Source organism: Curtobacterium sp. Leaf261 (genome assembly GCF_001422205.1).
Classification (GTDB): domain Bacteria; phylum Actinomycetota; class Actinomycetes; order Actinomycetales; family Microbacteriaceae; genus Curtobacterium.
On sequence record NZ_LMMJ01000001.1, the window covers coordinates 712,218 to 725,339 of the forward strand.

Below are 13,122 nucleotides of genomic sequence, written 5' to 3' on the forward strand. Positions count from 1 at the left end.
TGAACACGCGCGTCCACGGCGAACACCCGGATGCGGGTGTTCGCCATGGATGGCGGTGTTCCGAACACCCGGAGCCGGAACGGCCGCCCCGCCCCGCCCCTCCGCTACAGCAGCCCCGCGGACAGCGCGTTCGGCGTCCCGAACCGGTGCGCCGTGATCGACACCGCCTGCTCCCGGAGGAACGGCAGCATCTCGACGCGGCCGGACTCCGTCACGGGGCCGTCGTACACCGCGAGGTCCGGTCGCCCGTCGGTCGCGGCAGCGAGCGCCGCGAACGACCCACCGATGAGCCGGACCCGACCACCGTCCATCCGGACGACCGACTCGTGGAACGAAGACGACGACGCGATCGACAGTGACGTGACAGCGGGCACGGTCCGCAGCGCGTTCGACACGACCGCGGGCAGTGACACCGACGGGTCGACCGACACCGCCACCGAGGCACCGGCCACCGAGGCCGCCGCGACGACCCGGACCAGGTCCCCGATCGACCCGTCGGCGGCGAGCCGCACGAGCACCGGCGACGGCCACGGCAGGTACCGCGCGACGTTCCGCTCGGCCTCGATCGCGGAGACGTCATCCGCCGTACCGAACAGCGTCGACCACGCGAGCGCGTCGGACGCCACGGCGCGATCCAGGGACGCTCGCGCAGCCGGAGACAGGGCGGGCCCGGCATCGGCCTGGAGGCGCGTCACGGCCCGGTCGGTCACGGCACCGCCCGCAGATGCCTGCGTCGGCACCCACGACCCGAGCCCCATCAGGTACGACAGTCCACCGGCCTTCGTGCCCGGACCGACGGCCGACTTCTTCCACCCGCCGAACGGCTGCCGCCGGACGATCGCCCCGGTGATGCCCCGGTTGATGTACAGGTTGCCCGCCTCGATGCGCTCGAGCCACGTCCTGAGCTCGCGGGGATCGAGCGAGTGCAGCCCCGAGGTGAGGCCGTAGTCGACCTCGTTGACGATGTCGATCGCCTCGTCGAGGGACGACGCGGTCATCACCCCGAGGATCGGCCCGAAGTACTCCGTGAGGTGGTAGTCCGATCCGCGCCGGACCCCGCCACGAACACCGGGCGACCAGAGCGAACCGGCCTCGTCGAGCTGCTTCGGTCGCAGCATCCACGACTCCCCCGGCCCGAGCGTCGTCAGCCCGGTGAGGAGCTTGCCCGCCGCCGGTTCGATGATCGGGCCCATCTGCGTCGTCGGGTCGGACGGCAGCCCGACGGTGAGCGACGACACCGCGTCGAGCAGCTGGTTCTTGAACCGCTTCGACCGGGCCACGCTCCCGACGAGCACCACGAGCGACGCCGCCGAGCACTTCTGCCCCGCGTGCCCGAACGCCGACGCGACGACGTCCTTGACCGCGAGGTCGAGGTCGGCCGACGGCGTGACGATGATCGCGTTCTTGCCCGAGGTCTCGGCGAGCAGCGGCAGGTCCTGGCGGAACGACCGGAACAGCGAAGCGGTCTCGTACGCGCCGGTGAGGATCACCCGGTCGACGAGGGGCGACGCCACGAGCGACTCACCCAACGAGTCCTCGGCAACCTGCACGAGCGTCAGCACGTCAGCGGGAGCCCCCGCGGATGCCAGCGCCGCTCGCAGCACCGACGCGAGCACGGCACCGCAGCGCTCCGCGGGTCCGGCGGGCTTCAGCACGACACCGGACCCGGCGGCGAGCGCGGCCAGAGTGGACCCGGCCGGGATCGCGACGGGGAAGTTCCACGGCGGCGTGACGAGCGTCAGCGCAGCGGGAACGAACGAGGCACCATCGACGGAGGACAGACCGACGGCGAGCTCCCCGTAGAAGTGCGCGAAGTCGACGGCCTCGGAGACCTCGACGTCGGCCTGGTCGATCGTCTTGCCGGCCTCGGCGCCCATCACCTCGACGAGCTCGGTGCGGTGCGCCTCGAGGGCGTCGCCGAGCGCGTGCAGGACGGCACCCCGCTGCACTCCGGTCCACGCGCCCCACTCGACGCCCGCCGAACGGACCCGGTCGAGTGTCGACGTGAGCAATCCGGGGTCCGTCACCCGCGCCGAGTCGATGTCGTCGACCCCCAGCGTCGACGAGGTGACCCGCTCCGTGATCGCGCGCGCCCACGCGCGGTTGGCGGCGATCGACGGATCCGTGTCGGGCGTGTTGGAGAACGCTCCGACGGTCGGGGCGACGACAGCCGCGAACCGGTCCGCCGACCGGTGTGGCGCCGGGGCCTCGAGCGCCCCGGGAGCCCCCAGAGCGGCGAGCGATGCCCGGAACCGCGACTCCTCCCGTGCGAACAGGGACGGGGACGAGGACAGCTCGAACACGGCGGACATGAAGTTGTCCTGCGACGCACCCTCTTCCAGCCGACGGATCAGGTACGCGATCGCGACGTCGAACTCGGCCGGGTGCACGACCGGCGTGTAGAGGAGGAGCGAGCCCACGGTGTTCTGCACGGCGGCGGCCTGCCCCTGCGCCATGCCGAGGAGCATCTCGAAGTCGATGCCGTCGCGGACACCGCGCTGCCCGGCGAGGAGCCAGGCGTGCGCGACGTCGAACAGGTTGTGGCCGGCGACACCGACCCGGACGTTCTCGACGCGCGAGGGGGTGAGCGCCCAGTCGAGCACGCGCTTGTAGTTCGTGTCGGAGTCCTGCTTGGTGTGCCACGTCGCGAGCGGCCAGCCGTGCACGGACGCCTCGACCTGCTCCATCGGCAGGTTCGCGCCCTTGACGAGCCGGACCTTGATGTCCGCGCCGCCGCGGGCACGACGGGCGGCGGACCACTCCTGCAGGTGCTGCATCGCGCCGAGGGCGTCGGGCAGGTAGGCCTGCAGGACGATCCCCGCCTCGAGCCCGAGGAACGCCGGCTCGTCGAGGAGCGCCGTGAAGACCGCGATGGTCAGGTCGAGGTCCTTGTACTCCTCCATGTCGAGGTTGATGAACTTCTGCGGCGACGCGGCGGCGGCGCGCTCGAAGAGGGGTCGGAGCTGTCCGACGATGTCGAGCACGGCCTCGTCGAACGCCCACGGCGAGTGCGGGTGCACGGTCGAGGAGACCTTGATCGACACGTAGTCGACGTCGTCGCGTGCAAGGAGCGCCATCGTCCCCGCGAGTCGCCTGGCCGCCTCCTGCTCGCCGAGGACCGCCTCGCCGAGCAGGTTCATGTTGAGTCGGATCCCGGGCTTCTTGATCTTCCGAATCGCCGGACCGAGCTTCGCGTCGGTCGCGTCGATGATCAGGTGGCCCACCATCTCGCGCAGCACACGGCGCGCGAGGGGCACAACGACACCCGGGAGGACCGGTGCGAGTCCGCCACCGAGGCGCACCAGACCGCGCATGGCGGCCGGGAGGAACGTGGGGACGTCCGGTGCGATGGTCCGGAGCGTGCGCCCCGCGACCGACAGGTCCTCCGGACGGACGACACCGTCGACGAAGCCGACCGTGAACGCCAGGCCCTTCGGGTCCTTGAGGACGCCGGCGAGCTGCGCGGCGCTGCCGTCGACCGGGTACCCGGATGCCTCGTCGAGCCAGCGGCGGACGAGCGCGACGGTCTCGGCGGCGAGCGCGTCGTCGGCGGGCGCGGCTGATGCGGCAGGAACGGCAGCGGTGTCGGTCATGTGACCAGTGTGGAGCGCGGGGACACTGTAGGGAAAGCGATGATTCGTGATGCATCATGTTCAGTACAGCTACCGAGTGGAGGAGCCGACCGATGCTCGACGTCCGACGCCTCGTGATCCTCCGAGAGCTCAGTGTCCGCGGGACCATCGCCGCGGTCGCCGACGCGATGAACTTCACGCCCTCCGCGGTGTCGCAGCAGCTCGCGACGCTCGAGCGCGAGGCCGGCGTGCCGCTCCTCCGGAAGGCCGGCCGCCGCGTGCAGCTCACCCCCCAGGCGGAGGTCCTCGTGGCGGCTGCCGGCGAGGTCCTCGACACGCTCGATGCCGCACAGGCCGCCCTCGAGTCGACCCTGACGACGGTGCAGGGCCGGGTCCGTGTCGCCGTGTTCCAGTCGGCCGCCCTCGCCCTCATGCCGTTCGCACTCCGGGCCATGGCGGAAGAACACCCCGACGTCCGCGTCGAGATGGTCCAGCGTGAACCGGAGTCGGCGCTGTACGAGACGTGGGCACGCGACTTCGACATGGTGATCGCCGAGCAGTACCCGGCACATGCCGCTCCCCGACACCCGGGGCTCGACCGGCGCGACCTGACGACCGACGCCGTCCGACTGGCACTCCCACCGGTCGACGTCGCGCTGCGCCCTGTGTCGACGCTCGCGGAGGCGGCAGCGATGCCGTGGGTGATGGAGCCGCGCGGGACCGCGTCCCGGCACTTCGCGGAGCAGCTCTGCCGGTCGACGGGGTTCGAGCCCGACGTGCGCTTCGAGACCGCCGACCTGCAGACCCAGATCCGCCTCGTGGAGTCGGGCAACGCGGTGTGCCTCATCCCGGACCTCGTCTGGGCCGGACGGCCGACACCGGCGCGGCTCGTCGAGCTGCCGGGGTCGCCGCGGCGGACGATCTTCACGTCGGAGCGGGAGTCCGGACGGCGTTCTCCGGCCGTCCGGGCGTTCCGCGAGACGCTCGAGCGGGCCGCGGTGGCGCAGCGGGCGCACCCGGACGGGGTCGCCCCCGCACGATGACCCTGCTCGACGCCGCGGTCCGCCCGTCCCCCAGTTCGTGGGGCTTTCGGCGGACCGTCTCGCACAGTGTCTCCTGAACCCCCTACGATCTGGGCACAGCCAGATTCATGGCTGATTCACATACTCGACATGTGAACACATGTCGGGTCTCGGACACACAGGGGATCTCCGTGGACCACAGCACCACTCCGTTCCGCCGCGCGTGCGCGGTCGGGGCGACCGTCACCATCGTCGGCCTCGCCGCCGGACTCGGCGGGCTCGGCGTCAGCGCCGCGTCCGCCGCGGAGCCGACCAGCGCGACGTCGCAGAGCAGCGACACGTCGAGCCCGGCGAGCGGTGACGCATCGACGCCGACCTCCGCACCCGCGGACAGCGGCACGAGCACCGCCGACACGAGCACGACGGCGCCCGGCACCACGGCTCCGAGCACGTCCGCCGGATCCACCGCGACGACACCGGACGCCGGCACGGACCCGAGCGGGACGGGCACCACGCCCGCGGCCACGACCCCGACGAGCGCGACGCCGACCGACACGACGCCGACCGCGACCGCCCCGGCCGACGCCACGCCCGCGGACACGACCCCCGCGACGAACGCACCGTCGTCGAGCACGCCCACGACGGTCACGCCCGCGGCCGCCGACCCCGAGGAGTCCTTCTTCGCCGGCAACGCGGTCGTGGACGGGAACGCCCGCGTCGGCGACACCCTCACCGCCAGCCTCGAGGGCAGCACCGATGTCGGCACCACCACCTACCAGTGGTTCCGCGACGGGAACGCCGTGCTCGGAGCGACCACCGCGACCTACGCGCTGACGGCCGCCGACCTCGCGACCCGCATCACCGTGCAGATCACCGCGACGAGCACGGACGGCACGCAGCAGACCACCCGCACCGGGGCCGCGCAGCGCTTCGTGCAGCCGGCGGGAGCCCCGGGCTTCGCCGAGACCAGCGTCGAGGTCCACGTGACCGCCGGCGAGGAGCTGAGCTACCTGTCGACCGCGACCGGTGACCCCGGCATCGACTACTCGATCGACACCACGCAGAACCCCCTCGTCGACGGCGTGACCTTCACGAACGGCCTGTTCTCCGGGACGCCCTTCTTCGCCGAGTCCGGCGTCTACACGGTCACCGCGACGAACGCCGCCGGTTCGGCCTCGCAGAGCGTGTCGCTCGTCGTCGACCCGGCTGCCACGGCCGGCCTGTTCGGGTACCTCCTGCCGACGGACGAGAACTCGGACGACGTCTGGTTCGCGGACAGCCTCGACGGCTCCTCGGACCCGGTCACCGTCACCGACGGCACCGCCCTGGCCGTCAACGCGTTCTTCGAGGACGAGTTCGGCAACGAGTCGGCGTCGGCGTTCGAGCTCGGCACGCTGACGTCGAGCAACGCGGCGGACACGATCACGGCCGAGTCCGAGGACGTCCCCGCCGGGGTCGTGTTCCACGGTTCGGGCGCCCGGACCCTGACGTACCGCGCCGGCGCGTACACGATCTCCTGGTCGGTCACCGTGACCGGTGCCGCGGTGACCACGCCGGTCGCCACCACGCCCGTCGTCGCACCGGTCGGCTCGACGATCGTCGTCCCGGCCGCCGCCCCGACGCGCGCCGTCGCGACCGCGCACCGCTCGGGTCTCGCGCACACCGGCTCCGACGACGCCGGGCTCCTCGCCTGGGCGCTCGGGCTCATCGCCGCGGGTGCCGCGGTGACCGTCCTGCGGTTCCGTCGCCGACGCACCCAGCGCTGACCGTCCCTCCAGTCCGCATCGTCACCGTCCCGTGGGCGGTCACCGATGACCGGACGGGAGGAACGGATCCCCTGACCGGAGCCCGTCACCCCACCGGGGTGGCGGGCTCCCGCCATGCCCGGCTGCGGATCGGTACCGTTGGCACATGCCGAACCTCCTGCACCTCGACTCCTCCGCCGACCTCGCACACTCCCGCTCCCGCGCCCTGACCGCCGCGTTCGCCGAGGCGTGGACCGCCCGCGGACCGGAGTACACCGTGACCCGCCGCGACCTGCACGTCGACCAGCTCCCGCACCTCGAGGCGTCCGCACTGCACTGGCCGGAGTCCGCCCGGCAGCCGGGTGCCTCGATCCCCGACGGGGCCGAAGCCCTGCAGCAGGAGGTCATCGACGAGCTCCTCGGGGCGGACGTGCTGCTCGTCGGTTCGCCCCTCTACAACTACACGGTGGCGTCGACCCTCAAGGCGTGGATCGACCGCGTGCACGTCCCCGGGGTCCTGGCACCCGCCGAGCCCGGTGACGTGCAGCCCCTCGCCGGGCGTCCCGCGGTGACCGTCGTGTCCCGTGGTGGGTCGTACGACGCGGGCACGCCGTCCGAGCACTGGGACCACGGGAGCCCCGTCCTGCAGCTCATCCTCGGCACCGCACTCGGCATGGACGTGCACCCCGTGACGACGAGCCTGACCCTCGCGGACGTGCTGCCGGGGCTCGCGGAGTTCTCCGAGCGGTCGCACGACGAGTTCGAGGCCGCGCGTGCGGAGCTCGTCGGCCTGGCGCGGACGCTGTAGCCCCGAACGGTTCTGCCCCGAACGGTTCTGCCCCGAACGGTTCTGCCCCGAACGGTTCTGTCGCAGGGAGCGTCAACTGGCCGAGGGACTCCCTGGCACAGTTGACGCCCGCTGGGGCAGAACCGGTTCCGCGCGCGCGGCCGGGAGGGACGACACGCGTCGCGCAGGTCGGCCGCGTCGGTAGGGTGGCCGGGTGACGAACCCGGCTGCCCCCGCTGGTCCCGCAGGCACCGCTGGCGCTCCGACCCCGCGCCCGCCGAGCCCGCCCGCCCCGATCTCCGCCGTGCAGGCCGAGGCCCTCCGCTCGGGGCAGCTGCCGCCGCTCGAGCAGGTCCGCGACGGCGTCTGGACGATGTCGATCCCGTTCCGGGCCGGCATCCCCGACTCCACGCTGACCTACGTCGTCGAGGGCTCCGACGGCTCCCTCACACTCATCGACCCCGGGTGGGGTGTGGACGCGACGCTCGACCTCCTCGACGACGGACTCCGGATGATCGGGCACTCGCTCGACGACGTCGCGCTCGTCGCCGTCACGCACCTGCACATCGACCACGTCGGTGCCGCCGCCGCGGTCCGTGCCCGGTCGGGGGCGCGCGTGGCGATGCACCCCGCCGAGGCGTTCGCGATCGATCACCAGCTCGAGGACCGTGCCCTCGACGACGAGGACATCACCGGGTGGGGTGTCCCGTCCGCGCTCCTGCCCGAGCTGCATGAGAAGTGGGGGTCCGGTCGGCGCATCCCCTCGGTCGACATCCCGTCGGTGTCGCCCGACCTGGTCGTCGAGGACGGTGACCTCCTCCCGGTACCCGGGCGGACGATCCGGGCGCTGTGGACCCCGGGGCACACGACGGGCCACCTGTGCTTCGTCGACGAGCCGGACGGGCTGCTGTTCACGGGCGACCACGTGCTCCCGCGCATCAACTCCGGACTCGGGCTCGGCGGTCGGTCGACGACGAACCCGCTCGACGACTACCTGGCCTCCCTCGACCGGGTGTCCGCGATCGACCGGTCGTCCGGACGCGCCCCGCTCGAGGTCTGCCCGGGGCACGAGTACCGGTTCGCCGACGTCGGCACGCGTGCTGCGGTGCTCGCGGACCACCGCAGCGAGCGGCAGGAGGCCGTCGCGGCGGCGCTCGACGACTTCGCCGCGCGGGGCGAGCGTCCGACGATGTGGGAGGTCGCCTCGCGGGTGCCCTTCCGCGGCGGGATCGACTCGATGACCGGGTACCTGCTGGCCTCCGCGCTCACCCAGACGGGGTTCCACGTGCGCGCGCTCGGCCGCCAGGACGAGGTCCGGGCGGCCTCGCGCAGCTGATCCCACCCCGGTACGGCTTGTCGCTGTGCCCGGAAAGCGACGAGATCGCCCGGGATTCGGCCGCGATCGGTCGCTCTGCCCGAAAACCGACAGGCGCACGGTCCGACCGAGCGGTCGAGCGCACGGTCCGCCCGAGCGCCCGAGCGTGCCCGCTCAGTACGGCGCGGTCTGCACCTGCACACCCGCGGCGGCCGCGACCTCGCGGACCCGGGCGTCGAGCTCGGCACCGCGCAGGGTCTTCGGGAACCCGATGACCGTCCGGTAGACCGGCAGGTCGATCGCCGTCCACTGTCCGTTGCTCACGACGACCCGCAGTGCGTCGACCCGGCCGAACTGATAGCGGCCGCCGGCGGTGGTCTCCCCGGACCCGACGGACTGCACGAACTGCCGCGGGATCCCGAGGACGAGCGTCGGGGTGCTGCCGCCGGTGTAGACGCCGATGCCGTTGTGGTCGGCCACGAGCGTGGCGTACCCGCGACGGGGTGGTCGGCCCACGAGCGTCGTGCCGAGCATGGAGGCCGCGTTCTCGATCTCCTTCGCGAGGTCGCGCTTCATCGTCACCGCAGCCAGGTGCGCACCGGGGTGCTGGGTCGCGAGGGCCCGCTCCCGGCTGCGGGTGCGGGCGTGGGAGACGGCGAAGACGATCTCGATGACGACGAACACGGCGAGCGCGATGAGCACGAGCGAGATGACGATCCCGCCGGTGGACATGCCCTCTTCGTGCTCGCGCCAGGCCAGCAGCCCGAAGCGCAGCACGATGTAGGCCGCGACCACCGCGATCCCGATGATGCCGCCGCGTCGACGACCCGCCCCGTTGTCGTTCCCCATGGGAGACAACTCTAGGGCGGCGATAGTCTCGTCCACGTGAACGATCCCGCAGGAACCTCCGCGTCCGACTCCGCCGCCGAGAGCCCCGTCCGCGTCGAACGGCCGGCTCCGGGCGTGCTCGTCGCGACCCTCGACAGCCCGGGCACCGGGAACGCGCTCGACACCGAGATGGTCCAGGCGCTCGAGGACCTCGCCGACAGCGTGCACGGAGACGTCGACGTCCGCGTGGTCGTCCTCCGGGCCACGGGCGAGCACTTCTCGCTCGGCTACGACGTCGCGGAGCTCGCTGACCGGGAGCGTGACAGCATCCCGGGAGACCTCGACCGCCAGGAGCGCACCGCCGACGTCCTCGCGGCCATCCGGTCGCTCCGCGTGCCCGTCGTCGCGGCGATCGACGGCAGCACGAGCGGCACGGGGCTCGCCCTCGCTCTCGTCGCGGACATCCGGATCGCCGGGCCGTCGGCGGTCTTCCAGGCGACGTTCACACCGCTCGGCACCGCGGCGGGCGAGCTCGGCGTCTCGTGGTTGCTCCCCCGGCTCGTCGGTCCGTCGATCGCCGCGGACATCGTGTTCACGGGCCGCGTCGTCGACGCCGACGAGGCCGCCCGGGTCCGCCTCGTGAACCGTGTCGCCGAGGACGTCGACGCCGCGGCACTCGACCTCGCGACGACCATCGCGGCGAACTCCCCGGCGGGCGTGCGGCTCTCGAAGCGCGCACTGCAGGCCGCGCAGGAGATCCCGTCGTACGACGCCCACCTGGAGCTCGAGAACCGCGGGCAGACCCTCCTCACGCGCACGTCCGACATGGCCGAGGCGCTCGAGGCCTTCCTCGAGAAGCGCCAGCCGTCGTTCGGGAACGCGTGATGGCCGCGCGCGCCGAGGCATGGCAGGGCATCACCGTCGAGCACCTCGGCGACGGGGTCAGCCGGCTCAGCATCGACAACCCGACGAAGATGAACGCCGTCGACGCCGCGGTGTTCGCCGAGATCGGTGCCGCCGCGCGGGAGCTCCGCCGCGACGGCACCCGCGCGCTCGTGCTGACCGGCGCCGGCGACCGGGCGTTCTGCGCCGGGTACGACCTCGCCGCGATCCCGGGACTCCGGGCGACGACGATCCCGGAGTTCCTCGACATCGAGGACACCGCGAGCGAGGCGCTCCAGGCCGTCCACGACCTGCCGTTCCCGGTCGTCGCGGCCGTGAACGGTGCCGCGGCCGGCGGCGGCCTGTCCATCGCACTCGCGGCCGACATCCGGATCGGTGTGCCGAGGACGAGCTTCACGGCGTCGTTCGTCAAGGTCGGGTTCTCCGTCGGCGAGCTCGGCACCTCGTGGATGCTCCCCCGTGTCGTCGGCCCGGGCGTCGCCGCGGAGCTCTCGTTCACCGGCCGGACCGTCCGGGCACCCGAGGCCCTGGACATCGGCCTGCTCGACCGCGTCGTCGACGCCGGCTCGGACGCCGAGGCCGCCGCGCACGTCGCGCTCCTGCAGGAGCAGGCGGTCGCACTCGCGCGCACCATGGCGGATCCCGCGCGTCGCGGCACCAGGATCGGCAAGCGATCGCTCGGGAGGGCCGTGGAGACCCCGTCGTACGAGGTCTCGGTCCGCCAGGCCCTCGGTGACCGCGCATGAGCGCGACCGACGGGAACGACGCGAGCACCGCCTCCAGACCGACAGGCGAACCGGCGGGAGGACGGACGGGAGGCACGGTGCCGGTCGCGCGCACCGGCGTGCGTCCGGAGGACGACCGGCGTCACCGTCCGGAACCGGGCGGCCGGATGCGGGACAGCCTGTTCTTCCAGACCGTGCTCGCCGAGGAGCAGGTCGCGCTGCAGGTGTACCTCTTCGTCACGGGGACCGGCGCGGCCGGCTACAACGTCGTCGTGTGGGGGGGACCCGGCGTCCCTCTCGTCCGGCAGTTCGACGGCGGACGCGTCCCCGACGACATGGACTTCGACGACTTCTCGGTCGGGTCCCTGACGATCCGGAACCTCGAGCCGCTCCGCACCGCGACGGTCTCGGTCCGTTCGGAGCACCTCGACCTCGACCTGTCGTTCCGGGCGATCCAGGACGCGTTCTCGTACCACGACAACCCCGACGGACTGCCGTCGTGGTTCGCGCTCGACCGGATCGAGCAGACCGGCCGGGTCGAGGGTGTTCTCCGCGCGGGCGACCGATCGTACGAGCTCGGACCGATGGGCCACCGCGACCACTCGTGGGGCATGCGCGACTGGCGCGCCCCGCAGCACTGGAAGTGGTTCGTGGCCTACACGCCGTCGGGTGCCGCGGTGAACGGCTGGATCTGGGTCGCCCGGGGCACGTGGGGGTTCGCGGGCTCGGTGCTCCGCGACGGTGTCACGGTCCCGGTTCGGACGATCGAGCACGCCGCGACGTACGACGATCGGTTCCAGCAGCAGACCCTGCGTGCCGTGCTGCACGACGTCGACGGCGGGGCGACATCGCTCGAGCTCGACGTCTTCGGGGTGGTGCACCTCGGTGACGAACGCACCGGGACCACCATCCTCGAGGGTGCGTGCACCGCGCGCATCGACGGCGAGGAGGGCGTCGGACAGTTCGAGACCGAGTGGCCGACGCCGTACTTCGAGCACCTCGGCGGTTCGGACCCCAGCGGGGCGGACGCCCGCGGCACGGATCGCCGCGGCGAGCAGGGACCGAGCGCGCCGGCATGAGCGACCCGATGCAGCCCGACGCCGCCACGACCGGGGCGCTCGGGACGTGGCTCGCGCGGCACGACCTGGTGTCCGAGCCCGTCACGGTCCGTCCGATCGGGGACGGTCACGCGAACATCACCTACCTCGTCACCGGGGCGGACTCGCGACGCGTCGTGGTCCGTCGTCCGCCGCCGCCGCCCACCCCGCCGGGCGCGAACGACGTCCTCCGCGAAGCGCGGATCATCGCGGCCGTGCACGCCCATGCCGACGACGATGGTCCGAACGCGGTGCCCGTCCCCGGCGTGCTCGCGGTGGCCGAGGCCGGCGACGTGCTCGACGTCCCGTGCTTCGCGATGTCGTACGTCGCCGGTCCGGTCGTCACCACGACGCTCCCGGACACCCTCGCCACGGCCGACGACCGGACGGCACTGGCGTTCGACCTCGTCGACACGCTCGCGGCCCTGCACCGCATCCCGTGGGACTCGCTCGGGCTCCGCGGTCGGCCGCAGGGCGCGAACCTCCGGCAGCGCGACCGGCTCGCGATGCTCGTGGCCGACCAGGACGGCGCGCCACCGGCCGCGTTCGCCGACGTCGACGCATGGCTCGTGCGGCATGCACCCGCGGAGTCCGGCGCCGCGCTCGTGCACAACGACTTCCGGCTCGGCAACGTGCTGCTCGCCCCGGACGCTCCTCGTGTCGCCGCCGTCCTCGACTGGGAGCTCGCGGCGATCGGCGATCCGCTCGTCGACCTCGGCTACCTGATCGCGGCGTGGTCCGGCCCGGGCGGACCCCGGAACCCCGTGCAGGAGCTCGGATCGGCGACGAGTGCGGCAGGGTTCCCGGACCCGGCCATGCTCGCGACGCACTACGCGGAGACGACGGGGGCGTCCCTCCAGTCCATGTCCTGGTACGTGACGCTCGCGAACTGGAAGCTCGCGGTCCTCTACGAGTACAGCCGCAGGCGGTACGAGCGCGGCGACGGCGATCCGTACTACGCGGGCACCGACAAGGTGGCTGCGTTCTTGGAGGCTGCCGACAAGTCACGACACGACTTCTCGTCGGACAGGTAGCGGAACGGTGAACGATCGTCGCTGTTAGCCTGGGAATCGGCCGAAGACGAGTCCAACCACACGCAGCGCGCCGCCGTTCCCGGAGACCAGACCG

At 72.6% G+C, this 13,122-nt stretch carries 10 protein-coding genes; 8 read left to right on the forward strand and 2 right to left on the reverse strand.

Translation table 11 applies throughout. The features are described 5' to 3' along the window. Positions 1 to 104: 104 nt before the first annotated feature. On the reverse strand, positions 105 to 3,593 hold the full coding sequence (locus ASF23_RS03120; protein ID WP_055948634.1) for a proline dehydrogenase family protein: 3,489 nt from the start codon (positions 3,591 to 3,593) through the stop codon (positions 105 to 107). 92 nt (positions 3,594 to 3,685) lie between these two features. On the opposite strand from ASF23_RS03120, the gene ASF23_RS03125 reads away from it, so the two are divergent. The 4 genes from ASF23_RS03125 to ASF23_RS03140 all read left to right on the forward strand — a co-directional run bounded on the left by ASF23_RS03125 (position 3,686) and on the right by ASF23_RS03140 (position 8,462). After that, a complete protein-coding gene (locus tag ASF23_RS03125) occupies positions 3,686 to 4,615 on the forward strand; it encodes a LysR family transcriptional regulator (RefSeq protein WP_055948637.1) in 930 nt (309 codons plus the stop codon). Positions 4,616 to 4,785: 170 nt separating this feature from the next. After that, positions 4,786 to 6,360, forward strand: coding sequence for a hypothetical protein (locus ASF23_RS03130; RefSeq protein WP_156364073.1), 1,575 nt, complete (start codon positions 4,786 to 4,788; stop codon positions 6,358 to 6,360). 145 nt (positions 6,361 to 6,505) lie between these two features. Then, positions 6,506 to 7,147, forward strand: coding sequence for an FMN-dependent NADH-azoreductase (locus tag ASF23_RS03135; protein WP_055948643.1), 642 nt, complete (start codon positions 6,506 to 6,508; stop codon positions 7,145 to 7,147). 193 nt (positions 7,148 to 7,340) lie between these two features. Then, positions 7,341 to 8,462 carry an MBL fold metallo-hydrolase gene (locus tag ASF23_RS03140; RefSeq protein WP_156364075.1) on the forward strand — a complete coding sequence of 374 codons (1,122 nt, stop codon included), beginning with the start codon at positions 7,341 to 7,343 and terminating at the stop codon, positions 8,460 to 8,462. Between the two features lie 153 nt (positions 8,463 to 8,615). Here the strand turns inward: ASF23_RS03140 and ASF23_RS03145 are convergent, their stop codons facing one another. Next, on the reverse strand, positions 8,616 to 9,290 hold the full coding sequence (locus tag ASF23_RS03145) for a hypothetical protein (protein WP_055948649.1): 675 nt from the start codon (positions 9,288 to 9,290) through the stop codon (positions 8,616 to 8,618). A gap of 36 nt (positions 9,291 to 9,326) precedes the next feature. On the opposite strand from ASF23_RS03145, the gene ASF23_RS03150 reads away from it, so the two are divergent. The 4 genes from ASF23_RS03150 to ASF23_RS03165 are packed head-to-tail and all read left to right on the forward strand — an operon-like array spanning position 9,327 to position 13,028. Beyond that, on the forward strand, positions 9,327 to 10,154 hold the full coding sequence (locus ASF23_RS03150; RefSeq protein WP_055948652.1) for an enoyl-CoA hydratase/isomerase family protein: 828 nt from the start codon (positions 9,327 to 9,329) through the stop codon (positions 10,152 to 10,154). Next, complete coding sequence (locus ASF23_RS03155; RefSeq protein WP_055948655.1) at positions 10,154 to 10,918, forward strand: enoyl-CoA hydratase/isomerase family protein; 765 nt, start codon at positions 10,154 to 10,156, stop codon at positions 10,916 to 10,918. The genes ASF23_RS03150 and ASF23_RS03155 overlap by 1 nt, the downstream gene beginning before the upstream one ends. Then, a complete protein-coding gene (locus tag ASF23_RS03160) occupies positions 10,915 to 11,976 on the forward strand; it encodes a DUF7064 domain-containing protein (protein ID WP_055948658.1) in 1,062 nt (353 codons plus the stop codon). The genes ASF23_RS03155 and ASF23_RS03160 overlap by 4 nt, the downstream gene beginning before the upstream one ends. Then, positions 11,973 to 13,028 (forward strand): phosphotransferase family protein, encoded by a 1,056-nt coding sequence (locus tag ASF23_RS03165; protein WP_055948661.1) that lies wholly within the window; start codon positions 11,973 to 11,975, stop codon positions 13,026 to 13,028. The genes ASF23_RS03160 and ASF23_RS03165 overlap by 4 nt, the downstream gene beginning before the upstream one ends. Positions 13,029 to 13,122: the final 94 nt, after the last annotated feature.